This window comes from Pseudonocardia sp. ICBG162, from assembly GCF_020496225.1.
In the GTDB taxonomy this organism is placed as follows: Bacteria; Actinomycetota; Actinomycetes; order Mycobacteriales; family Pseudonocardiaceae; genus Pseudonocardia; species Pseudonocardia alni.
Window position 1 is genome coordinate 1948655 of record NZ_JAHLJD010000013.1, and the last position, 22802, is coordinate 1971456.

The window sequence follows — 22802 nt, forward strand, 5'->3', positions numbered from 1 at the left end:
CCTGCCCCGCCGTGCGGGCGTCCGGCGCGGGAGCCGACGTGCGGGCACCCGGCACCGGCGCCCGGCGGGCGCTCCTCCGACCGCGGGCGTGGTCCGCCCCGGCGTCCGACGCTAGGGGCCGCGCGGGGCGACGGCGGCGGTCTGCCGTCCCGGCCGCCCTACGTCATCCGTCGTGGCCGCCCGGTCAGCCCTGCGGCGGGACGAGCCCCTGCCGGACGGCGACCAGCGCCGCCTGGGTGCGGGAGGTGAGCTGCAGCTTGCGCAGGACGTTGCTGACGTGGGTGCGCGCGGTCCGCTCGCTGATCACCAGCTGGTCGGCGATCTCCTGGTTGGACCGGCCCCGGGCGACGAGGACCAGCACGTCCCGCTCGCGGTGGGTCAGCGCGCCGAGCCCGCTCGGCGGCGAGATCATCTCCTTGGTCAGCTGCCGGGCGACGCTCGGGTCGAGGAACACGTCGCCGCGGGCGGCGGCCCGGATCGCGGCGATCACCTCGCCCGGCTCGGCGCTCTTGAGCAGGTAGCCCGACGCCCCGTTGCCGAGCGCGGTGTGCACCCGCTCCATCTCGCCGAAGCTGGTCAGCACGACGACCCGCACCCCCGGGAATCGCTCGGCCACCAGCGCCGTCGTCGCGGCGCCGTCGAGGCGGGGCATCAGCAGGTCGATCAGGACGACGTCGGGCAGCTCCCGGTGCACGGCCATCGCACCGAGCCGGTCCAGCACCTCCTGCCCGTCCCCCGCCTCACCGACGACCTCGACGTCGTCGAGGGACTCCAGGTAGGCCCGGATCCCGCGCCGGACGACGGCGTGGTCGTCGGCGACGAGGACCTTGACCGGGGTGGTCGTCGTCGGTGACTCGGTCGGTGCGTCCACTCGCAGCGCCTCCGCTCGGCCGTCCGGGCTCCGGCGCCCGGGGGTTCCAGCATGGCAGCAGGATCCGCGAGGTCCCCCGAACTACGTCATCCGTCTCGGTCCGCCGCGGCCGGACGACCACCCCGGTGACGGTCATCGGCCGATCGCCCGCCGGGTGGCCGGGTTCCTACGGTCGGTGCATGGACGTCGCCTTCGGCACCGTGTGGGAGGCCGTCGCCGCCCGGCTCCCGGATGCGACGGCCGTGTGCGAGCCCGGGGCACGCTGGACCTTCGCCGAGTTCGACGACCGCGCGTCGCGGCTGGCGACCGCGCTGGAGTCAGCCTGGATCCACCGTCGATCTTGAGCCGCCAGGTTGTTGATCTTTTGGGACTGGTAGTGGTGCCGGGGCGCGGGTGAGCCGCCGGACTGTCCGGCTGTTCCACTGGTGTTCTCCGGTCGGCCCTGGTGGGGGGTGGTCAGGACGCTGCGGGGAGGGGGTCGTGCAGAGCGCGGCGGAACAGTTCGTCCAAGCCGGGTTCCCAGGGCCAGTCCCGGGGGAGGTGGACTACCTGTTGGTGCGCGGAGTGCGCGACCCGGGCGGGGGTGACGATGAGTCGTCGGCGCAGGCTCGCGGCGCGTTCACGGGCATGCCGGCCGCCGGCCAGGGCACCGGCGGCGCGGGTGAGGTTATGGGAGATCGCGGCGCAGACCAGCCAGGCGGCGTTCGCGGTGAACACCCCGGAGGGCAGGTGGGCGAGCGGGCCGTTCTTCAGTTCGGCGATGACCTGCTCGATGATGGCGTGGTCACGGTGGGTGGCCTCCGCCGCCAGCATCGGCTCGGGGGTGTCGGTGAACACCGCGTGGTAGCGGTAGACCGCGAACATCTCCGACTGCCCGGCCGTGACGGTGCGGGGGTTGAGACGCCGCACGCGGCGCACGATCAGCCGGGCGGTGACGTGGTCTGCCTTGCGGCGGCCGGTGAACGCGGTGAACGACACTTCGGCGACCTCGGCGTCGGAGATCCAGCGTTGCTCGTCCTGGTCGTAGATCGCGTTCGGGTAGCGGATCGCGGTCCACGCATCGTCGTCGATGCTGCTGATCGCCCTGGTCACGGTCTTGGTGAGTCGGGCGGTGACCGAGAACCGGGCTCCGGCGCGGCGGCAGGTGTTGATGATGTCGTGGCCGTAGTAGGCCGAGTCCGCGCGGACCAGCAGCATCGCGTGGCGGGCGCTGCCGGCACCGATCCGGCGTGCAGTGCCCAGCGCTTCGGCCAGCAGCCGGGGCGCGCCGCGGGCGGAGTTCGTCGCGCCGCGCCGCAGCCGGGTCGCCGCGATCACCGGCGCCGCGGCCGGGGCGGACAGCACCGCGAGCAGCGCGTTCAACCCTTTCACCCCGGTGTAGCCGCGTCCGGCGCCCTGCTTGGCGTACCCGTAGGTGCGGCGCACCGTGTCATCCAGATCGAGGTAGGCGACCTGATCGGCGCTCCTCAGCAGCGGGGTCGCCGCGGCGAGCCGAGCCAGCAGGCGCGCGGCGACGGCGTCGAGTTGGCGGACGTGACCGAAGGTGAACCGGCGCAGGAACGTCCCCAGCGTCGATGGAGCCCGCACCTGGTCGAACACCCGGCCCATGCCGCCGTGGCGCAGCATGTCCATGTCGGTGATCGAGTCCGCCCCGGCGACCATCCCGCCGATCAGCGCGGTGATCTTCGCGGCCGCGTTCGCGGCGCCCGTCCCGGTCAGGGTCAACGTCTCGGCCAGCAGGGACCGCAGCCCGCACCTGGCGGCCAGCGCCATGACCGGGACCAGCCCGACACACGACACGAGATTCGGATCATCGAAGCGCACGCTGATCGCGCGGCAGGCGTGGGATAGTCGCATCCAGCGGATGCCCTTCTCTGCAGGGATCGATGTTGCCGTGGTAAGCACATCTTCCCAGCTCAGAAGGGCATTCGTGTGTCACGACCCGCCCCTACCGGCGCATACCTGCGGTGGATCCAGGGTCAGCGGGCGTCCGGGCCGGGGACACGGTCGCCTGCTACCTGTACAACGGCTCGGCGTACCTGGAGACCGTGTTCGCGGCGTTCAAGCTCGGCGCGGTCCCGGTGAACGCCAACTACCGCTACACCGCGGCCGAGCTGACCTCCCTGCTCGACGACGCGGGCGCCGCCGCGATCGTGTTCAGCGGACCGCTCGCCCCGAACGTCGCGCACGCCGCGGCGCACCTGTCCTCGCTGCGGCTGCTGGTCCGCGACGGCGACGCGCCCGCCGACGACCCCGGTCCGGACGCGGCCGACCTGGCGACGATCCGCCGCGCCACCCCACCCCGCCCGCACGCCCCGCGGCCGGGAACGGACCGGCTGTTCATGTACACCGGCGGCACCACCGGACGGCCGAAGGGCGTCGTGTGGCGGCAGGTCGACCTGCTGCACAGCATCGCCGTCGCGGTCTTCGGGCCGCTCGGCCGCGACGCCCCGCCTGCCGACCTCGACGACGCCGTGGAGCTCGCGGTGTCCGCCCGGACCGGCGGCCGCTCACCGGTGACGCTGCCGGTGGTGCCGCTGATGCACGGCACCGGGCTGTTCAACACCCTCGGTGCGCTGCTCGTCGGCGGCCGGGCGGTGCTCACCCGGCCCGGGCGGCTCGACCCGCGCCACGTCTGGGAGACCGTCGCCGCGGAGCGGGTGGGGACGATCGTGGTGGCGGGCAACGCGGTCGCCGTCCCGCTGGTCGACGAGCTGGTCCGGGCCGAGGGGGCGGGCAGCCCGCACGACCTGTCGTCGCTGCGGGTGGTGCTGAGCTCGGGGACCGCGCTCGGGGACCGCGCCAAGCGGGCGCTGCACGCACGCACCGCGCTCACCGTCACCGACGCGATCGCGGCCAGCGAGGGCGGCCCGTTCGCGTTCGCGGTGACCCGCTCGGTCGACGACCTGCCGGCCCGGTTCCGGCCGGTGCCCGCCACCCGGCTGATCGCCGACGACGGCCGGGTGCTCGCCCCCGGCGAGCCCGGGACCGGGGTGCTCGCCTACCGCGGCCCGCTGCCGCTGGGCTACCACGGCGACGCAGAGCGCACCGCCGCGACGTTCCGGTTCGTCGACGGGGTGCGCTACGCCGTGCCGGGCGACCTGGCCGAGCTGACCCCGGACGGTGTCATCCGGTTCCTCGGCCGCGGCGCCGGGGTGATCAACACCGGTGGCGAGAAGGTGCACCCGCAGGAGGTCGAGGACGTGCTGCTCGCCGACCCGGCGGTGGCCGACTGCGTGGTCGTCGGGGTCCCCGACCCGGTGTGGGGCGAGCGGGTGACCGCGGTCGTCGCCTCCCCCGGCGCGGGTCCGGAGCTGCCCGGACGGCTGCGCGAGCGGGTCCGCGCGGTGCTGGCCGGCTACAAGGTGCCGCGCGCCGTGGTCGTCGTCGACGCGCTGCCCCGCACCCCGACCGGCAAGATCGAGATCGCCCGGGCCAGGGAGCTGGCCGGGGCGGTCCCGTCCGCCGGGTGAGACTTCCTCGCCGTGCCCGTTCTCTGATACAAGGTGAGCCTCACCTTACCTGAGGAGAACGATGAGGCCCCGTGGATCCACGCTGCTCGCGACGCTGCTCGGTGCGGCCCTGGTCCTGACCGGCTGCGGCGCGTCCCCCGGCAGCACCGGCACCGCCCCGGCGACGCCGACCGACGGGGCCGCGTTCCCGGTGACCGTCCGGCACGCCTTCGGCGAGACGACGGTGCCCGCACCCCCGCAGCGGGTCGTCGCGCTGGGCATGAACGACCTGGCCGTCGCCCAGGCCGTCGGCGCACCGGTCGTCGGCGCGGTCCGCAGCTCCGGCGACAGCGGTCCCGTCCTCCCCTACCTCGACCCCCTCCCGCCCGAGGTGCTCGCGATCGAGCCCGACGGCACGCTGCCGCTGGAGCAGATCGCGGCGTTCCGGCCGGACCTGGTCCTCGGGGTCTCGGCGTTCCAGATCACCGACCGGGCGGGCTACGAGGCGCTGTCGCGGATCGCGCCGACCGTCACCTACGCCGAGGGCCTGTACACCGCCTCCATGCAGGACGACGCCCGCCAGATCGGCCGGGCGCTGGGCCGCGGGGACGCCGTCGAGACGCTGGTCGCCGAGGCGGACCGTCGGATCGCCGAGACCCGTGACCGGCTGCCCGGGCTCGCCGGGAGGACCTACCTCTACGGGCAGGCGCGCGGGGAGATCCTGCCGATGGTGGTCGGCGCGCAGAACCAGTCGACGGTGTTCCTGCGGTCGCTGGGGCTGGAGGTGCCGGCGTCGTTCCGGGACGCGCCGGCGAGCGACGCGCTGGCCCCGGGCACGGTCGGGGTGTCCTACGAGGAGGTCGGCAGGCTGTCCGAGGCCGACCTGCTCCTGATGACCTTCGCCGGGGCGGGCGACCGCGCGCGGTTCGAGGGCGACGAGCTGGTGCGCCGGGTGCGCGCGGTGCGGCAGGGCACCTACACACCGGTGACGCTGGACCAGGCCATCGCCCTGCAGGCGCCGAACGTGGTGTCGGTGGGCTGGCTGCTCGACGGGCTGCGGCCCGCGCTGGAGAAGGTCGCGACGAGCTGACGAGCCCGGCTACCCGCCGGTAGGCTCGGAGGCGTGAACCCACCCGACATCGCCCTCAAGGCCATGAACGCGGGCCACCGTCTGCTGATCCGGCTGACCGGTGGGAAGGTCGGCCACTCGGCGATGGGGATGCCCGTCGTCGAGCTGACCACCCGCGGCCGGCGCTCCGGCGAGCCGCGCACGGTGATGCTCACGGCACCGGTCCACGGTGACGGGAGCTACGTCGTCGTCGCCTCCCGGGGCGGCGACGACCGCCACCCCGCCTGGTTCCTCAACCTGCGTGCGGACCCGGACGTCGAGGTCGCCGTGCAGGGCGGGCCACGCGTGCCCATGCGTGCCCGGATCGCCGACCCGGCCGACCGCGCGACGCTCTGGCCGCAGATCGCCGGGAAGTACCGCAACTACGCCGGCTACCAGCGCAGCACCACCCGGGAGATCCCGCTGGTCCACCTGGAGCCGCGCGGCTGACCGGCCACGCATCATCAGGGCAGATGATTCCGGAGATCCGGATCATCTTCGTAGGGTCGGGGTATGTCCGGTCCTGCCGTGCCTGCGGAGGCGGTCCCCCCACAGGCGTCCCCACTGCAGCTCTCGGTCCTCGGAGGTGTGCGGGCGCGCCGTGACGGCGACGACCTGCCGCTCGGCGGGCCGCGCCCGCGGGCCCTGCTCGCCGCACTCGTCGTCGCCGCCGGGCGTCCGGCCACCGAGGACCTGCTCATCGACGCCGTCTGGGACGGAGAACCCGCTCCGGCCGCGAAGCAGGCGCTGCACACCTACGTCGCCCGGCTGCGCGGTGTCCTGGAGCCCGGCCGCTCGGCCCGCGGGGCCGCGACGGTGCTGGTCCGCGGCAGCGGCGGCTACGCCCTGGCCGTCCGGCCCGAGCAGGTCGACGTGTGGGCGATGCGCGAGCTCGCCGCCCGGGGCGCGACCGCGCTGGCCGAGCGACGCCCGCACGAGGCGGTGTCCGTGCTGGACCTGGCGCTGTCCACCGGCGACGGCACCCCGTTCGGCGACCTCGCCGACCGCGCCTTCCTGGCCGCCGAGGTGGCCGCGCTGACCGAGCTGCGCGCCGGGATCCGCGAGGACCGGGCCGCCGCCGCGCTCGCCACCGGCGAGGACGTGACGCTGCTCGACGACCTGGCCGCACTCACCACCGAGTACCCGCTGCGCGAGCGCGCGTGGGAGCTGCGGGCACGCGCGCTCTACCGCGCCGGGCGCCAGGCCGACGCCCTCGCCGTCCTGCGGACCGCGCGGGACCTGCTCGCCGAGGAGCTCGGCGTCGACCCCGGGCCCGGCCTCGCCGCGACCGAGCGGGCGGTGCTCGCCCACGACCCGGAACTGCTGCACCGGGCCCCCGCCGCCGACGCCCCGGCGCCCGCCGCCGGGACCACCCGCAGGCCGCTGCCGGTGCCGTCGACCGCGCTGCTCGGCCGCGACGACGACCTCGTCCGGCTCCGCGACGCCCTCGACGCCCACCGGCTCGTCACCGTCGTCGGCCCCGGCGGGGTGGGCAAGACCCGCGTCGCGCTGGCCGTCGCCGCCGACGCGGGCGGTCCGGTGTGGTGGGCCGAGCTCGCCGACCTCGCCCCGGGGACCTCCGGCGCGCTGCTCGCCCCGGTCGTCGCCGAGGCCACCGGGGTGCTCACCGCGCAGGGCGCCGACCAGCTCGCAGCCGCCCTGGCCGGCACCCCCGGCCTGCTGGTGCTCGACAACTGCGAGCACGTCCTCGACGCCGTCGCCGAGCTGCTCACCACGCTGCTGCCCGCGTGCCCCGGCGTGCGGGTGGTCGCGACCAGCCGCGAGCCCGTCGACCTGCCCGGTGAGCAGCTGCTGGAGCTCGCGCCGCTGTCCCCCGCCGCGGCCGAGCAGCTGTTCCTGGACCGGGCGGCGGCCGCGGCACCCGGCGCGGCCCCCACCGGCGACGACCGGGACCGCGTCGCCGAGGTCTGCGCCCGGCTCGACGGGCTCCCGCTGGCCGTCGAGCTGGCGGCCGCCCGCAGCCGCACCCTGTCGGTCGGGGAGATCGCCGACGCCCTCGACGACCGGTTCTCCCTGCTCGTGGGGGCCGGCCGGGGCACCCCCGCCCGGCACCGGAGCCTGGAGCACACCATCGCGCTGTCGGTCGACGACCTCGGCCCGGCCGACCGGCGGCTGTTCGGGGCGCTGTCGGTGTTCACCGGCGGGTTCGACGCGACCGCGGCCGCCGCCGTCGCCGGGGTGCCGGTCCGCGACGGGCTGGCCACGCTCGTCGCGAAGTCCCTGGTCGGCGTCGACACCGGTGCGCCGGGCCCGCGCCGGTTCGCGCTGCTGGAGACCCTGCGGGCCTTCGGCGACACCCTGCTCGACGACGCCGCGCGCACCGCCGCCCGCACCGCGCACCGGCGCTGGGTCCTCGACGTCGTCACCGAGGCCGACGCCGCGTGGCTCGGCCACGAAGCGGCCCGCTGGTTCGGGCGGGTCCGCGCCGAGCAGCCGAACGTGCGGGCCGCCTTCGGTGCCGCGCTGGCCGACGGCGGTGCCGCCGCGGTCGACGACGCGCTGCGCCTGGCCGGGGCGCTGGGCTGGTACTGGTACCGCTTCGGCCGGGTCGCCGAGGGCATCGGGTGGGTCACCGCGGCGCTGGCCGCGGCGGGGCCGGACGCCGACCCGGAGGCCGTCGGGCTGGCGCACTTCGCCTCCGGTCCCCTGCGCTACCTGGCCGGTGACCCGGCCGGTGCGGCCGCCGACGTCGCGGCCGGGCTGGAGCGGATGGACCCGGCCCGGCACCCGACGAAGGTCGCCCGCGGGCTCGCGTTCCGCGCCTACCTGGCGGCGGCGACCGACCCGGCGGCCGCGCAGGCCCTGCTGGGCGAGGCGCTCGCGGTCTCGCGCGCCGCCGGGGACGGCCCCGGTGAGTCCGAGACGCTGATGGCCGCCGGGCACCTCGCGCGGCTCGGCGGGGACACGGCGACGGCGCTGGACGTGCTGCGGTCCGCGGTGGCCGTCGCGCGGCGGGCCGGGCACGGGTTCGCCGACGGGTCCTCGCGCTGGCACCTGGTGAAGACCCTGCTCGACCGCGGTGACCCGGCCGCGCTGGACGAGGCGGAGTCGCTCGTGCGGTTCCTCGGTGGCGAGCCCGACGTGACGTCCTGGCTGGTCGCGACGCACGCCCTCGCGGGCGCGCTGGGACAGTCCGGGGACGGCGTGCGGGGCGCCCGGCTGCTGGGGGCGGTGTCCGCGGTCGGCGGCGAGGTCGGCTACCGGCCCGAGGAGATGGACCCGCAGGACTCCGAGCGCAACGTCGCCCTGGTCCGGGCCGGGCTCGGCGGGTCGGCCGAGCGGTACGCGGCCGCGTTCACCGAGGGCGTCGCGGGTGGGCGGGCGGCGATCGCCGCGGTCCTCGACGAGCTCGGTGACGGCGGCACCGTGGCCGCCCGGGTGGTGGGCCGGAGCGCCTGAGCCGCACTCCCCGGGACCACTTGCAGGACCCTGCAAGGCCGCTGCAAGTGGATTGCCAGTGGCCCACCGCAGAGTTCGTGGTGTTCGCCCCACCGGCCGCCCGGGCCGCCGGGGCCACCACCCGAGGAGACACCATGAACGCCACCCTGCGCAGCCTCGCCCGGCTCGGCCTGGTCGCCGCGGCGACGAGCACCGTCCTGTTCGGCACCACGGCCTGCAGCCTCGCCTCCGTCCCGGCGGACAGCGTCGAGCAGCAGATCGTCAGCAAGCTGGGCGCGCAGGGCGTCTCCCTCGACAACGGGAAGGCCGACTGCGCCACCGACCTCGACGCGACCGTCGGGGCGAGCCAGACCTGCGAGTTCCACTCCGGTGGCCAGCCGGTCGGCGCGGTCGTCACCGTCACCGCCGTCGACGGGGACAACGTCTCCTTCGACATCACCACCGAGCCCCGCCCGGTGCCGAAGGCGCTGCTGCAGGACACCGTCGGCTCGCTCGTCGCGCAGAACGCCGGCGTCCCGATCGACACCACCACCTGCGACGGCGACCTCGCCCCCACCACCGGCCAGGCCGTCGGCTGCCGCGTCACCTCCGGCGAGGACTCGATCGACGTCCGCGCGACCGTGACCGAGATCCAGGGCGGTCTGGTCAACTTCGACGTCGAGCAGGTCTGAGCCGTGCGCACCGCGACCTGGCTCTCCGCGCTCGCACTGGTCGTCGTCGCCGGGGCCCCGCTGACCGCCTGCTCGACCGGACCGGAACGGCAGGTGTGCGGGGTCCTGGAGGCCGACGGCGACGACTACCTCGAGGTGGACCCGGCCGCCTGCCCGGCGCCCGAGGCGGTCGTGTCACCGGCCGGGCCGCGGTGGGTGCCGGTGTCCGCACTCGACGACGACGACCACGACCACGACCACCACCGCACGGTCGTCGCCCGGTCCCCGGGCACACCGCGGACCACCGCCGCACGGACCCCGGCACCCCGGGCGACCGCGACGCCGCGGACCACGACGAGGACCACGACGAAGACGACGAGTCCGAAGCGGACGACCCGGGCCCGGTGAGCACCGTGCCCCGGTCACCGCGGGCGGGCCGCTGGCGGGCCCGGGGTCCGCCGCCGGGCCGCCCGGGGACGCCGGGTGGGCCGGGGCACCGGGCCACGGGCTCCGCGCCGCAGCAGCGGTGCGGGACCGTGTCGCCCCGGGCCCGGCTCCGGGCCGTGTCCCCGCGTGTCCCCGCGTGTCAGCCCGTGGCCGGACCCCAGCGCAGCGTCAGCCGGGTACCCGCACCGTCCACCACGACGTCCCCCGGCCCGGCCCGGTCCACGCCGGGCCCGCGCTCCGGCCCGCCACCGGGACCGGCGAGCGACGGGACGACCGCCTCGATCCGCAGGTCCGCCGCGTGCGGGCGGCCCGCGTCGACCCACCCCGCGACCAGCCCGGCCAGCCGTTCGGCGGCGAGGTCACCGTCCGGCCCGCAGGCCCGCACCGTCGCCTCCGGGTCCGCCAGCAGCACCGCGCACCCGTCGCCCGCGACCAGGCCCAGCGTCGCGCGGACGCCGCCGAGGTCGAACAGCGCCGGTGCGGCCCCGCCCTCGGCCGGGCCGAACAGCCGCACCACCCCCGGGTCCGCGACCGCGCACCACAGCCCGAGCCCGTCCCACAGGTCCGCCACCGTGCCCGCCGCGGCCACCGGCCGGTCGGTGCCCGCACCGGTGGTCGCGCGGGCCAGCGCCCGCGGGTCCGGGACGTCGGCGTCGTCGGAGCCGCAGGCGGGCTGCACCCGCCACCGGCCGTCCGGCAGCGCGACCTCGGCGCCGGGGTCGGCGCCCTCCCCGCGCAGCCGGACGAACGCGCAGCTGCGCACCGACCGCGAGTGCAGCCGTCCCGGGGCGGTGTGGGCGAACGCCACCGACAGCTGGCTGCCGCGCACCGTGAGCGGCAGCAGCAGCCGGCCGCCGGGCGCGAGCTGGGCGACCCACTCCGGCCGGACGCCGGTGGAGCCGACGGTCAGCTCGATCCGGTCGTAGGGCGCCGCGGGCGGGTACCCGAGCGCCCCGTCCCCGACGACGACGTCGACGCCGTCGAACCCGGCGGCGTCCAGGTTCGCCCGGGCCCCGGCGACCAGGTCGTCGTCGATGTCGAGGGTGGTCACGGCCCCGTCCGGACCGACCAGCTCCGACAGCAGCGCCGCGTTCCAGCCGGCCCCCGCACCGATCTCCAGCACCCGGTGCCCCGGCCCGGCCGCCAGCTGTTCCAGCATGATCGCGACCATCGACGGCTGGGAGACCGAGCTGACCGTCACGCCGTCGTCGACCTTGATCGGGACGGCGACGTCGGCGTAGGCCCCGCCGGGGTCGAGGGCGGGCAGGAACAGGTGGCGCGGCACCGTCTCCAGTGCCGCGCGGACCGCGGGGGTGCGCACCCGGCCGTCGCGGACCAGGGACGCGACCAGCGCGGAACGGGCGCGGTCGGCCGACATGCGGGCATTGTGCCCCTGCCGCCGTCTAGAGCAGAACGAGGTCGTCCGCGTGGACGAGCTCGCGCCGCTGCTCGGGCGGCAGCTCGCGGGTCCGGCGGCCGATCATGTGCGGCAGCTCGGTCGCGTCGTAGGAGACGACACCGCGTGCGATGGCCCGCCCGCCGGGGGCGAGCAGCTCGACGACGTCGCCGGCGTCGAAGTCGCCGGACACGCCGTGCACCCCGGCGGCCAGCAGCGAGCGGCGACGGCGGCGGACGGCCTCGACGGCGCCGTCGTCGAGGTCGAGGGCCCCGCGGACGTCGGCGGCGTGCCGCAGCCAGAACCGGCGGGCGCCCATCCGGGTCCCGGCGGCGCGGAACACGGTGCCGACCTTGGGGCCGTCCTCGGTGGCGGCCAGGGCGTCGGCGATCCGGTCGGCGGAGGTCAGCAGCACCGGGATCCCGGCCGCCGACGCCATCGCGGCCGCCTCGACCTTGGTGGCCATGCCGCCGGTGCCCAGTCCCGACCCGGGGCGGGTGACGCTGACCCCGGCGAGCTCGGCCGGGTCGTCGACCTCGGTGATCAGCGACGTCCCGGGGTCGCGCGGGTGGCCGTCGTAGAGGCCGTCGACGTCGGAGAGCAGCACGAGCGCGTCGGCGCCGACGATGTGTGCGACGAGCGCGGCGAGCCGGTCGTTGTCGCCCACCCGGATCTCGGCGGTGGCGACGGTGTCGTTCTCGTTGACCACCGGCAGCGACCCGAGCTGCAGCAGCCGTTCCAGGGTGCGCTGGGCGTTGCGGTAGTTCGAGCGGCGGATCATGTCGTCGGCGGTGAGCAGGACCTGCCCGATGCCCTGCCCGTGCCGGGCGAACGACGCCGAGTAGGCGTGGGCGAGCAGGAGCTGCCCGACCGACGCGGCGGCCTGCTGGGTCGCCAGGTCCCGCGGCCTGCGGCGCAGCTGCAGCGGCGCGAGGCCGGCCGCGATCGCCCCCGAGGAGACGAGCACGACCTGCGCACCGGCGGCGCGGCGCCCCATCAGGGCGTCGACCAGGGCGTCGAGCCGGGCCGGGTCGAGACCACCGGTCAGGCTCGTCAGCGACGACGACCCGACCTTCACCACGATCCGCTTCGCCGCACCCAGTGCGGCGCGCGTGCTCACGCGGGTCTCACTCCTCGATCTCGTGGTCCGACGAGTAGCGGGCGCCCGCGGCGAGCTCGGCGTCGGACAGGTGGTTCCGGCGCGCGACCCGGGCGCGCTTGCGCTCGGCGGCGCCGACCCGGTCGTTGCCCTCCAGCCGGATGTCGGTGCCGCGCCCGGTGAGCAGGGCGGCGACGCCGGCCGGGGTGGACGGCTCCCAGTCGAAGGTGACCTGGCCGATGGTGACCGGGCAGCCGGGCACGGCACCGGCCTTGGCCAGCGCCTCCTCCACGCCGAGCCGGGCGAGCCGGTCGGCGAGGTAGCCGACGGCCTCGTCGTTCTCGAACGCGGTCTGGCGGATCCACCGCTCGGGGCGCTCCCCGCGCACGACGAACCCGCCGTCGAGCTCCGGGTCGGGCGTGATGGTGAAGCCGGTGTCGTCGACGGCGCGCGGGCGCAGCACGATCCGGCTCGGCTCGGCCTCCGGGCGCGCGGCACGGGCCGCGGCGACCCGCTCGGCCATCGCGAAGCTCAGCTCCCGCAGCCCGGCCCGGGACGCGGTGGAGATCGCGTACACCGGCCAGCCGAAGCGCTCGGTCAGGTCCTCGCGGACCATGTCGACCAGGTCTGCGGCGTCCGGGACGTCGATCTTGTTGAGCGCGACCAGGCGCGGGCGCTGGTCGATCCGCTCCCCCAGCGCGCTGGTGCCGAGGGCCTCGGCGTAGTGCGCCAGCTCGGTCTCCAGCGCCTCGATGTCGGACACCGGGTCGCGCTCGGTCTCGAAGGTCGCGCAGTCCACGACGTGCACCAGCACCGAGCAGCGCTCGATGTGGCGCAGGAACTCCAGGCCGAGGCCGCGGCCGTCGGCGGCACCCGGGATGAGGCCGGGGACGTCGGCGACGGTGAAGGTGTCGTCGCCCGCGCTGACCACGCCGAGCTGGGGCACGAGGGTGGTGAACGGGTAGTCGGCGATCTTCGGGCGGGCCGCGGACAGCGCCGCCACCAGTGAGGACTTGCCCGCGCTGGGGAACCCGACGAGGCCGACGTCGGCGAGGCTGCGCAGCTCCAGGGTCAGCTCGACCTCGTCGCCGGGCTCACCGAGCAGCGCGAAGCCGGGGGCCTTGCGGGCGGCGGAGGACAGCGCGGCGTTGCCGAGCCCGCCCCGTCCGCCCTCGGCGGCGACGAACCGGGTGCCGACACCGACCAGGTCGGCGACGACCTCGCCGCGGGCGTCGAGCACGACGGTGCCGTCGGGCACCCGCAGCTCCAGGTCCGGGGCGTTCGCGCCCTGCTTGAACGCGCCCTGCCCCTGGGTGCCGCTCTTCGCCTCCGCACGGGGGCGGTGGTGGTAGTCGAGCAGCGTGTGCACACCCGCGTCGACGACGAGCACGACCGAGCCGCCCCGGCCGCCGTTGCCGCCGTCGGGGCCGCCGAGCGGCTTGAACTTCTCGCGGTGTACCGAGGCGCAGCCGTTGCCCCCGGCACCCGCGGTCGCGTGCAGCACGACGCGGTCCACGAACCGGGACATGACGGTGCTCCTGTCGTTGTGTCGTACCACGGCGGGGCCGCGGTGGGTGGTGACACGACGAACGGCGGGCACCCCGTTACCGGGGTGACCCGCCGTCGGCGTCGCTGTGCTGGCGGGTCGCTCAGACCTCGGCCGGCACGATGTTCACGGTCTTGCGGCCGCGCTTGGAACCGAACTCGACGGTCCCGGCGGCGAGGGCGAACAGCGTGTCGTCCTTGCCGCGCCCGACGTTGACACCCGGGTGGGTGGCGGTGCCGCGCTGACGGATGAGGATCTCGCCGGCCTTGACCGACTGGCCGCCGAAGCGCTTCACACCCAGGTACTGGGCGTTGGAGTCGCGACCGTTACGGGAGCTGGACGCACCCTTCTTGTGTGCCATGACGCGGGCTCCTTACTTGCCGATCGCGGTGACCTGGACCTTCGTCAGGGGCTGACGGTGCCCCTGACGCTTGTGGTACCCGGTCTTGTTCTTGAACTTGTGGATCCGGATCTTCGGACCCTTGGTGTGCTCGACGACGGTGGCCGTCACCGCGGAGGTGAGGCCGCTGGCGTCGGTGGTCACCTGGTCGCCGTCGACGAGCAGCACGGCGGGCAGAATGATCTCGGCGCCGGGCTCACCGTCGAGCTTCTCGACGGTGACCACGTCGTCGACGGCCACCTTGTACTGCTTGCCGCCGGTCTTGACGATCGCGTACATCGCTGACGCACGACTCCTGAACATCGGGGGCGCACCTGGTGCGCTCGGGCTTTCACAGCTCGCGCCGGTCCCCGGCGCGCACACCACGGCCCCCGTGCCGAACACTGTCGTGTGCAGAGGCGTGGCTTCTGTCGGTCAAGGTTACGCGACCCCGTCGGAGTGCTCTCCGCCGGGGTCGCCGTCACCCTCCGTCCTGGGGCGGACCCGCCGGGCGGGAGGCCGCCCGGCGCGGACGGCGGGTACGGGTGACGGCCGCGGCGGGCTCCGGCTGCGCGGCGACGGCCGGAGCGGCCGCCGTTCCCGCGTCGGCCGGTGCCGCCGTGGCCGCCGGCGGAGCGGACTCCTCCGGCGTCGAGGCGGTCGTGATGACCACCGCCTCACCACCGCGGACCGGGGCGCCGGCGGAGCGGCTGACCCGGCGGCGGCGCGGTGCGGGTGCGTCGGGCTCCGGGGCGGCGGGGATCGTCCCCGTCGGCTCCGGGGCCACGTCCTGGGCCGGTGCCGCGGCCTGCGGGGCACCGGTGGGCTCGGCGACCACCGGGGCGGCCGGACCGGTCAGCTCACCACGCGGCTCGGCGACGACGGTCTCGTCGTCGTCATCGGCCGGGGCCGGTGCGGGTGCGGCGTCGGTGACGGTGGTGTCGGCCGTGGCCGGCACGGAGACCCCGGTGGACCCGGCGGCCGCGCCGTCGTCGCCCTTCGGGGTGCTGCCCGCGGCGACGGCCGCGACTCCCGCGGCGGCGTCGACGCGCCCGGTGTCGCCGGAGCCGTCCCGCTCCTCGGCACGGTCGGAACCGTTGCGGTGCCCGGAGCCGTTGCGGTCGGAGTCGTGGCGGTCGGCGTCCTGACGGCCCGCGTCCCCGTTCCCGGAGTCGCCGTGGCCGGACTCGCCGTTGCCGTTGCCGCCGCGGCGACGACGGCGACGCCCGCCGCCGTCGGAGTCGCCGTTGCCGGCATTCCCGGAGCCGGACCCGTTGCCGGATCCGCCACCGTTGCCGTTGCCGTTGCCGTTGCCGCCGCCGTTGCTGGAGCCGTTCCCGTTCCCGTTGCCGGAGCCGTTGCCGTGCTGCGCGCCGTTGCCGGAACGGCCGTGCTGGTGGTCCGGACCGGTGTCGGTCGAGACGATCACGCCCCGCCCGCGGCAGTGCTCACAGGTGGTGGAGAAGTGCTCCAGCAGCCCGCCGCCGACCCGCTTGCGGGTCATCTGGACCAGGCCGAGCGAGGTCACCTCGGCGACCTGGTGCCGGGTGCGGTCCCGGGCGAGGCACTCGGTGAGGCGGCGCAGGACCAGGTCCCGGTTCGCCTCGAGCACCATGTCGATGAAGTCGACGACGATGATCCCGCCGATGTCACGCAGCCGCAGCTGGCGGACGACCTCCTCGGCCGCCTCCAGGTTGTTGCGGGTGACGGTCTCCTCGAGGTTGCCGCCGGAGCCGGTGAACTTGCCGGTGTTGACGTCGACGACGGTCATCGCCTCGGTCCGGTCGATCACCAGGGTGCCGCCCGAGGGCAGCCAGACCTTGCGGTCCAGCGCCTTGAGCAGCTGCTCGTCGATCCGGTACTCGGTGAAGACGTCGGACGGGCCGGTGTGGCGGTGCATCCGGTCGGTGAGCTCGGGCGCGACGTGCCCGACGTAGCCGGACACGGTGTCCCAGGCGTCGGCGCCGGACACGATCAGCTTCGAGAAGTCCTCGTTGAACTGGTCGCGGACGACCTTGACCAGCATGTCCGGCTCCTCGTAGAGGAGCGTCGGGGCCTTGGGCGCGCCCGGGCCGGTCTTGTTCGCCTTCTCCTTGACGACCTCCCACTGCGCCTGCAGGCGGCGGACGTCACGCTCGAGGGCCTCGTGCGAGACCCCCTCGGAGGCGGTCCGGATGATCACACCGGCGTCGGCCGGGACGATCTCCTTCAGCATCTCCTTGAGGCGCTTGCGCTCGGTGTCGGGCAGCTTGCGGGAGATCCCCGCGGCACCGCCGGAGGGCACGTAGACCAGGAAGCGGCCGGCGAGGGAGATCTGTGTGGTCAGCCGGGCACCCTTGTGGCCGACCGGGTCCTTGGTGACCTGCACCAGCACCTGGTCGCCCGAGGAGAGCGCCTGCTCGATCTTGCGCGCCTTGCCGTTGAGGCCGGCGGCGTCCCAGTCGACCTCACCGGCGTAGAGCACGGCGTTGCGGCCGCGCCCGATGTCGACGAAGGCCGCCTCCATCGAGGGCAGCACGTTCTGCACGCGGCCGAGGTAGACGTTGCCGACCATCGAGCTGCCGGAGTTGCCGCCGGTGATGAAGTGCTCGACGAGGATGTCGTCCTCGAGCACGCCGATCTCGGTGCGGTCGGAGCGCTGGCGGATCACCATCTGGCGGTCGACCGACTCACGCCGGGCCAGGAACTCCGACTCGGACAGGATCGGCGGACGGCGGCGGCCCGCGTCGCGACCGTCCCGCCGGCGCTGGCGCTTGGCCTCGAGCCGGGTGGAGCCGCGCACGCCCTGGACCTGGTCGTCGGAGGACGACCCGGAGTCCTGGCGGGACTCGCTGCGGGCCTCGCGGACCCGGGTGACGGTGTTGGGCGGGTCGTCCTCGGAACGGTCCTCGACGTCGGACCCCCCGCGACGACGACGGCGCCGCCGGCGGCGCGAGCCGCCCGAGGACTGCTCGTCGGAGTCGTCGTCGGAATCGTCGTCGGAGTCGTCCGAGGAGTCGGAACCGGTGGAGCCGGAGTCCTCGGAACCGGACTCGTCGGAGTCCTCCGCGTCGTCGCCGTCCTCGCCGGAGTCCTCGCCGCCCTTGCCGCGGCCGCGGCCACGACGGCCCCGGCGGCGACGACGGCGGTTGCCGTTCTCGTCCTCGCCGTCGTCGTCGGAGCCGTCGCCCCGGTCGTCGGCGTCGGTGGTCCCGTCGGCGTCGGTGTCGTCGGCGGCCGGGGTGGTGGCCCCGGTGTCCGCGGCCGGGGCCGCGGTGGTGTCGGTGTCGCGGTCCTTGCGACGGCGGCTCTTGCGGCCGCGGCGGGGGCCGCCGTCGGTGCCGTCCTCGCCACCGGACTGCTCGGCCGCGTCCTCACCGGCGGGCTCGGCGGCCGCCGGGGCGGTCTGCGCGGCGCCCTGGGCCGTGGGGGCCTGGAACATCGGGACGGCGAAGACCGGCGCCAGCGCGGGCGCGGAACCGCCCCGGGCGGCACCGGAACCGGTGTCGAACGGGTTCGCCGGGACCTCGGTGGTCGCGTCCCCGGCGTCGGCGGAGCCGATGTCGAGTACGGCCGCGGCCTCGGCGAGGGCGGCGTCCGGCGTGTCGGCCGCGGGAGCGGGCTCCGCCGCGGCGGGCTCGGCCCCGTCGGCGGGCTCCGGGGAGGTGGCCCCGGCGGCGTCCGTGACCGGGCGCAGCGCCGCGACGACCTGCTCGGCCGTCGCACGGGTGACGCTGGACTGGGCGCTGCGGACCTCCTGGCCCAGACCGACCAGGGTCGCCAGGACATCGCGGCTCGCCGTGCCCAGCAGCTTGGCCAGGGCATGGACCCGCATCTTCTCCGGCAGCTCGGAGAGCCCGCCGGTGCTACCGGCGGGCGCGTCGTTCACGGACATTCAGCTCCTTCGCCCCCGGGCGCCTCACGTCGGAGGCGGCCGCTCAGGGACCTTGCGCGTACGTTCCGCAGCTCGCGCGGGTTGCGCGGTACGGCACATCTGGTGTCGCTCCCCGGTCTTCGGGGATGGTGCTCGACGCCGGACCGGAGGCGGGAAGTGCCGTCCGTGTCAGGAACCGTCCGGCCGGGCCCGGGTCGCCCGGACCGCACCGAGCGGATCCACCAGGTCGCCCCCGTCGTCGAGCAGGCCCTGCGCCAACCGGGTGGCCGTCACCGGTACCGGCGGCGCCAGGTCTGCGACGACGGTGAGCGCGCCCAGTACGTCATCGGGTCGGACGGTCGGTGTCGTCAGCCGTACGACCGCCGTCAGTATCGCACAGTCGGTGACCGACGCCGGGGAACCCGCCGCCCCGGACGGGTCATGATCGGCCGGTGTGCCGTTCACCTGCGGTTCGACCGACAGAGTCACGACGGCGGCGCGCACGTCGATCTCCTTGCGCCCGGACGGGGTCACCCGGGTCACCACGACCGAGGTCTCGGCGAGGAACCGCTCGACCGCGGACCGCACCTCGGCGGGGTCGAGCCCGCGGATCTCGAGCCGCCAGCGGGCGGCGTCGATCCGGTCGGCCAGCGCGGGCGGCGTCGCGACCGCCGCCGCGACGACGTCGAGCCCGTCGGGCAGCGCCCGGTCCATCGCCTCCCGGACCAGCTCCGGGTCGACCTCGCGGGTCAGCCCCATCTCGACGTACTCGGCCTCGCTGGCCGCCCCGGTCGGGGCGGCGCCGACCCAGGACAGCCGCGGGTGCGGGCTGAAGCCGTGCGAGTGCGAGACCGGGACACCGGCCCGGCGGACCGCGCGTTCGAAGCTGCGGGCCACGTCGCGGTGCGAGAGGAACCGCAGCCGGCCGCGCTTGGCGAAGCGCAGGCGGACCCGCTGCACCGTCGGGGGTGCCGGGTTCGCTGCCGCTCCTGCCTTCACGCGCGCCATGCCCCGGAGTCTAGGAGGCCGCCCGGCCGCCCCGACCGGGACCGTCTACTGCTCCAGCACCAGCAGCGCGTCGCCGGCGGGCCGGAACCCGGCACGCCGGTAGAACGCGGCGCTGCCCGCGGTCGGGGCCAGCATCAGCCGCCGGTACCCACGGGCCCTGGCGTGCGCGACGACCGCCGCGAGCAGCACCCGCGGCACGCCCGCCTCGGTGAACGCGGCGAGGACGAAGGCGTTCCCGACCTGCCCGGTGCGCGTGCCGCGGCCCCCGGGGCGGGGCATCTGCACGGTCTCCAGCACGTTGATCGACCCGACCGGTGTCCACCCGGCGCGGTCGCTGCCCGCCTCGGCCACCCAGAAGGCCCGGCGCGGCTGCTCGACCCGCCACCAGGCGGCGAACGACTCGGCGAACGACGGGTCCTCGACCGGCCGCCCGGCGCGCTCCTCCAGCCAGAGGCGGCGCAGCCGGGCGAGCGCGGCGACGTCGCGCTCGTCGGCGACCCGGACCCGCAGATGTCTGCCGCCGTACTCCCAGGAGAACCCGTCGGCGTCGGCGAATGCCGGGTCCGGGATCGAGGACAGTCCGTTCTCAGTCACCCGGGCGTGCGCCCCCGAGCGACCCCGCGGCCGAGGCCGTCGGGTTGACCACGGTCAGCGGCAGCAGGGTGGTCCCGCTGGGGCCGACCTCGATGTCGGTGCCGGTGGACGGGCAGACGCCGCAATCGAAGCACGGCGTCCAGCGGCAGTCGTCCTGCTCACGGCCGTCGAGCGCGTCCTGCCAGTCCTCCCAGAGCCAGTCGCGCTCCAGGCCGGAGTCGAGGTGGTCCCAGGGCAGGATCTCGTCGGCGTCGCGCTCGCGGGTGGTGAACCAGTCCAGCGACACCCCCTGCGGCTCCAGGGCCTCGGCGGCGGAGTCGACCCAGCGGCGGTAGGAGAAGTGCTCGGACCAGCCGTCGAACCGGCCGCCGTCGCGCCAGACCTTCTCGATGACGGCGCCGACCCGGCGGTCGCCACGGGCGAGCAGTCCCTCGATCAGCGAGGGCTCGCCGTCGTGGTAGCGCATGCCGATGTTGCGGCCGATCTTCCGGTCGGCGTTGACCGCCTCGCGCAGCTTGCGCAGCCGGGAGTCGACGACCTCGGGGTGGCACTGCGCGGCCCACTGGAACGGGGTGTGCGGCTTCGGGACGAACCCGCCGATGGAGATGGTGCAGCGGACGTCGTTGCGCCCCGACGCCCTCCGCCCGGCCTCGATCACCCGGTAGGCCATCCCGGCGATCTCCAGGACGTCCTCGTCGGTCTCGGTGGGCAGCCCGCACATGAAGTACAGCTTGACCTGCCGCCAGCCCTGGGAGAACGCCTCGGCGCAGGTCCGGATGAGGTCGTCCTCGGAGACCATCTTGTTGATCACGCGGCGGATGCGCTCGGAACCGCCCTCGGGGGCGAAGGTCAGCCCCGAGCGACGGCCGTTGCGGGAGATCTCGTTGGCCAGGTCGATGTTGAACGCGTCGACCCGGGTGCTCGGCAGCGACAGCGAGGTGTTGGTGCCCTCGTAGCGGTCGGCGAGGCCCTTGGTGATCTCGGCGATCTCGGAGTGGTCGGCGCTCGACAGCGACAGCAGACCGACCTCGTCGAAGCCCGAGGCCCGCACCGCGGCGTCGACCATCTCGCCGACGCCCTGCAGCGACCGCTCCCGCACCGGGCGGGTGATCATCCCGGCCTGGCAGAACCGGCAGCCGCGGGTGCAGCCGCGGAAGATCTCGACGCTGGCCCGCTCGTGCACGGTCTCGGCCAGCGGGACCAGCGGCTTCTTCGGGTACGGCCAGTCGTCCAGCTCGATCGTGGTGCGCTTCTGCACGCTCGCGGGGACCCGCTCGTCGGCCGGGGTGACGGCGGCGATGTGACCGTCGTCGGCGTAGGTCACGTCGTAGAGGGACGGCACGTAGCAGCCCGGCGTCGACGACAGCCGCAGCAGCAGCTCCCGGCGCCCGCCCGGGCGTCCCTGCTCCTTCCAGTCCCGCACGACGTCGGTGATGTCGCCGACGACCTCCTCGCCGTCACCGAGCGCGGCGACGTCGACGAAGTCCGCGACCGGCTCCGGGTTGAACGCCGCGTGCCCACCGGCGACGACGACCGGGTGGCTCTCGTCGCGGTCCCGGGCGTGCAGCGGGATCCCCGCCAGGTCGAGCGTGGTGAGCAGGTTGGTGTATCCGAGCTCGGTGGAGAACGAGACGCCGAGGACGTCGAAGTCACCGACCGCGTGGTGGGCGTCGACGGTGAACGACGGCACCCCCGACTCGCGCATCAGGGCCTCGAGATCGGGCCAGACCGCATAGCAGCGCTCGGCCAGTGCGTCGGCGCGCTCGTTGAGGACCTCGTACAGGATCTGGACGCCCTGGTTGGGCAGGCCGACCTCGTAGGCGTCCGGATAGAGCAGTGCCCAGCGGACGGCCGCGGAGTCCCACGGCTTGACCTGCGAGTTCCCCTCACCGCCGACGTACTGCACCGGCTTGGCGACGCGGGGCAGGATCGGCTCCAGGGCGGGGAATACGGAGGTGGGTGCCACGCTGCACCAGGGTAGCCACGTCCGTTCGGGACGAACCGGCGGGTCGCGTCCGACCGAACGCGGGGTGTGGAACCCGAGCAGTACACCGACGTCGGCGCGGTCCGGCTGTGCCACCAGTCCGTCGGCGACCCGGCCGACCCGGTGGTGGTCCTGGTGATGGGCCTGGGTCTGTCGCTGGACTGGTGGCGCGAGGACCTCTGCACCGCCCTGGCCGGCCGCGGGTTCCGGGTGGTGCGGTTCGACAACCGCGACGTCGGCCGCTCGACGCACCTGTCCGGCCCCGGGATCTCGGCGTGGGGGTTCCTGACCCGCCGGGCCCGGCCGGTCTACACCCTGGCCGACATGGCCGACGACACCGGCGGGCTGATCGCCCGGGTCGCGCCGTCCGGGGCGCACGTGGTCGGCGCCTCGCTGGGGGCCTCGGTCGCCCAGGAGACCGCGATCCGCCACCCCGGCCTGGTCCGGTCGCTGACCTCGGTGATGGGCCGCCCCGGCGACGGCACCGGGCGGACCGCGCCGCGGATGCTGCCGGAGTTCCTGCGCCCGCCGCCCGCGGACCCGGTCGAGGGCATGGTCCGGTCGTTCCGCCGGATCGGCTCCCACGACCGGACCGCCGTGGACGACGAGGACGTCCGCGTCACGTTCCGGCGGGCGCGGGCCCGCGAGACCGGCGACGGCAGCGGGGCCGGCAGGCAGCTGGCGGCGATCGTCGCCGAGCGGGACCGCACCGCGGACCTGCGGGCGCTGACCTGCCCGGCGCTGGTGCTGCAGGGGTGTGAGGACCGGGTCATCCGCCCCGACGGGGGCCGTGCGACCGCCGCGGCCGTCCCCGGCGCCGAGCTGGTGGAGGTACCGGGGATGGGCCACGACCTGCCGCGGTGGGTCTGGCCGGAGCTCGTCGAGGGGATCGTGCGGACCGCCGCCCGGGCCCACACCCGCTGAGGCACGGGTCACGGCGGACCGGCGGGCCGGGCACCTACGCTGGCGCCGACCTGCTCCCCACGCGCGTCCCC

Annotated in this window: 19 protein-coding genes; 8 read left to right on the top strand and 11 right to left on the bottom strand. The window is 75.5% G+C overall.

From position 1 onward, the window contains the following. Positions 1 to 184: 184 nt before the first annotated feature. Positions 185 to 871: a response regulator transcription factor gene (locus tag KPL60_RS12150; protein WP_226355901.1), complete on the bottom strand. Its 687-nt coding sequence runs from the start codon at positions 869 to 871 to the stop codon at positions 185 to 187. A 179-nt stretch (positions 872 to 1050) separates the two neighbouring features. Between KPL60_RS12150 and KPL60_RS12155 the strand changes: the two genes are divergently transcribed. Then, a complete protein-coding gene (locus tag KPL60_RS12155; protein WP_226365875.1) occupies positions 1051 to 1215 on the top strand; it encodes a hypothetical protein in 165 nt (54 codons plus the stop codon). Positions 1216 to 1327: 112 nt separating this feature from the next. On the opposite strand, the gene KPL60_RS12160 is transcribed toward KPL60_RS12155, so the two are convergent. Next, positions 1328 to 2728, bottom strand: a complete 1401-nt coding sequence (locus tag KPL60_RS12160) for an IS1380 family transposase (protein ID WP_226365313.1) — start codon at positions 2726 to 2728, stop codon at positions 1328 to 1330. Positions 2729 to 2838: 110 nt separating this feature from the next. On the opposite strand from KPL60_RS12160, the gene KPL60_RS12165 reads away from it, so the two are divergent. From KPL60_RS12165 to KPL60_RS12190, 6 genes are all read left to right on the top strand, one after another. Next, positions 2839 to 4344: an AMP-binding protein gene (locus KPL60_RS12165; RefSeq protein WP_226365876.1), complete on the top strand. Its 1506-nt coding sequence runs from the start codon at positions 2839 to 2841 to the stop codon at positions 4342 to 4344. A 61-nt stretch (positions 4345 to 4405) separates the two neighbouring features. Next, positions 4406 to 5413 (top strand): ABC transporter substrate-binding protein, encoded by a 1008-nt coding sequence (locus KPL60_RS12170; protein WP_226365877.1) that lies wholly within the window; start codon positions 4406 to 4408, stop codon positions 5411 to 5413. Positions 5414 to 5476: 63 nt separating this feature from the next. Continuing rightward, complete coding sequence (locus tag KPL60_RS12175; protein WP_226356691.1) at positions 5477 to 5881, top strand: nitroreductase/quinone reductase family protein; 405 nt, start codon at positions 5477 to 5479, stop codon at positions 5879 to 5881. Between the two features lie 138 nt (positions 5882 to 6019). Next, on the top strand, positions 6020 to 8851 hold the full coding sequence (locus KPL60_RS12180; RefSeq protein ID WP_226365878.1) for a BTAD domain-containing putative transcriptional regulator: 2832 nt from the start codon (positions 6020 to 6022) through the stop codon (positions 8849 to 8851). Between the two features lie 134 nt (positions 8852 to 8985). After that, positions 8986 to 9522, top strand: coding sequence for a DUF4333 domain-containing protein (locus KPL60_RS12185; RefSeq protein WP_226365879.1), 537 nt, complete (start codon positions 8986 to 8988; stop codon positions 9520 to 9522). Positions 9523 to 9525: 3 nt separating this feature from the next. Continuing rightward, entirely contained in the window at positions 9526 to 9909 is a 384-nt protein-coding gene (locus KPL60_RS12190) for a hypothetical protein (RefSeq protein WP_226365880.1), read from the top strand. 178 nt (positions 9910 to 10087) lie between these two features. Here KPL60_RS12190 and KPL60_RS12195 read toward each other — a convergent pair whose 3' ends face one another. The 9 genes from KPL60_RS12195 to KPL60_RS12235 form a co-directional block, all read right to left on the bottom strand. Continuing rightward, entirely contained in the window at positions 10088 to 11326 is a 1239-nt protein-coding gene (locus KPL60_RS12195; protein ID WP_226355896.1) for a methyltransferase domain-containing protein, read from the bottom strand. A 25-nt stretch (positions 11327 to 11351) separates the two neighbouring features. Then, complete coding sequence (gene proB, locus KPL60_RS12200) at positions 11352 to 12464, bottom strand: glutamate 5-kinase (protein WP_226355895.1); 1113 nt, start codon at positions 12462 to 12464, stop codon at positions 11352 to 11354. A gap of 7 nt (positions 12465 to 12471) precedes the next feature. Continuing rightward, positions 12472 to 13971 (bottom strand): GTPase ObgE, encoded by a 1500-nt coding sequence (gene obgE, locus KPL60_RS12205; protein ID WP_226365881.1) that lies wholly within the window; start codon positions 13969 to 13971, stop codon positions 12472 to 12474. A gap of 121 nt (positions 13972 to 14092) precedes the next feature. After that, a complete protein-coding gene (rpmA, locus tag KPL60_RS12210; protein ID WP_020624745.1) occupies positions 14093 to 14350 on the bottom strand; it encodes a 50S ribosomal protein L27 in 258 nt (85 codons plus the stop codon). A gap of 12 nt (positions 14351 to 14362) precedes the next feature. Beyond that, the gene (rplU, locus tag KPL60_RS12215; RefSeq protein ID WP_020624746.1) at positions 14363 to 14668 is read right to left on the bottom strand and encodes a 50S ribosomal protein L21; all 306 of its coding nucleotides are present in this window, start codon (positions 14666 to 14668) and stop codon (positions 14363 to 14365) included. Positions 14669 to 14849: 181 nt separating this feature from the next. Beyond that, positions 14850 to 18242 (bottom strand): translation initiation factor IF-2 N-terminal domain-containing protein, encoded by a 3393-nt coding sequence (locus KPL60_RS12220; protein ID WP_226365882.1) that lies wholly within the window; start codon positions 18240 to 18242, stop codon positions 14850 to 14852. Between the two features lie 168 nt (positions 18243 to 18410). Then, entirely contained in the window at positions 18411 to 19229 is an 819-nt protein-coding gene (locus tag KPL60_RS12225; RefSeq protein ID WP_226365883.1) for a TIGR03936 family radical SAM-associated protein, read from the bottom strand. A 45-nt stretch (positions 19230 to 19274) separates the two neighbouring features. Further along, the gene (locus tag KPL60_RS12230) at positions 19275 to 19823 is read right to left on the bottom strand and encodes a GNAT family N-acetyltransferase (protein WP_226365884.1); all 549 of its coding nucleotides are present in this window, start codon (positions 19821 to 19823) and stop codon (positions 19275 to 19277) included. Beyond that, positions 19816 to 21789 carry a TIGR03960 family B12-binding radical SAM protein gene (locus KPL60_RS12235; protein ID WP_226365885.1) on the bottom strand — a complete coding sequence of 658 codons (1974 nt, stop codon included), beginning with the start codon at positions 21787 to 21789 and terminating at the stop codon, positions 19816 to 19818. Before KPL60_RS12235 ends, KPL60_RS12230 begins: the two co-directional genes overlap by 8 nt. Before the next feature lie 66 nt (positions 21790 to 21855). On the opposite strand from KPL60_RS12235, the gene KPL60_RS12240 reads away from it, so the two are divergent. Continuing rightward, the gene (locus KPL60_RS12240) at positions 21856 to 22731 is read left to right on the top strand and encodes an alpha/beta fold hydrolase (RefSeq protein ID WP_226365886.1); all 876 of its coding nucleotides are present in this window, start codon (positions 21856 to 21858) and stop codon (positions 22729 to 22731) included. The last annotated feature ends 71 nt before the right edge of the window (positions 22732 to 22802 follow it).

What these genes read in the sequence shown, in the direction of transcription:
- KPL60_RS12155 (WP_226365875.1), top strand. Translation starts at nt 1,051, where the DNA reads ATGGACGTCGCCTTCGGCACCGTGTGGGAGGCCGTCGCCGCCCGGCTC.
- KPL60_RS12160 (WP_226365313.1), bottom strand. Translation starts at nt 2,728, where the DNA reads ATGCGACTATCCCACGCCTGCCGCGCGATCAGCGTGCGCTTCGATGAT.
- KPL60_RS12170 (WP_226365877.1), top strand. Translation starts at nt 4,406, where the DNA reads ATGAGGCCCCGTGGATCCACGCTGCTCGCGACGCTGCTCGGTGCGGCC.
- KPL60_RS12175 (WP_226356691.1), top strand. Translation starts at nt 5,477, where the DNA reads ATGAACGCGGGCCACCGTCTGCTGATCCGGCTGACCGGTGGGAAGGTC.
- KPL60_RS12185 (WP_226365879.1), top strand. Translation starts at nt 8,986, where the DNA reads ATGAACGCCACCCTGCGCAGCCTCGCCCGGCTCGGCCTGGTCGCCGCG.
- KPL60_RS12195 (WP_226355896.1), bottom strand. Translation starts at nt 11,326, where the DNA reads ATGTCGGCCGACCGCGCCCGTTCCGCGCTGGTCGCGTCCCTGGTCCGC.
- obgE (WP_226365881.1), bottom strand. Translation starts at nt 13,971, where the DNA reads ATGTCCCGGTTCGTGGACCGCGTCGTGCTGCACGCGACCGCGGGTGCC.
- rpmA (WP_020624745.1), bottom strand. Translation starts at nt 14,350, where the DNA reads ATGGCACACAAGAAGGGTGCGTCCAGCTCCCGTAACGGTCGCGACTCC.
- rplU (WP_020624746.1), bottom strand. Translation starts at nt 14,668, where the DNA reads ATGTACGCGATCGTCAAGACCGGCGGCAAGCAGTACAAGGTGGCCGTC.
- KPL60_RS12220 (WP_226365882.1), bottom strand. Translation starts at nt 18,242, where the DNA reads ATGTCCGTGAACGACGCGCCCGCCGGTAGCACCGGCGGGCTCTCCGAG.
- KPL60_RS12225 (WP_226365883.1), bottom strand. Translation starts at nt 19,229, where the DNA reads ATGGCGCGCGTGAAGGCAGGAGCGGCAGCGAACCCGGCACCCCCGACG.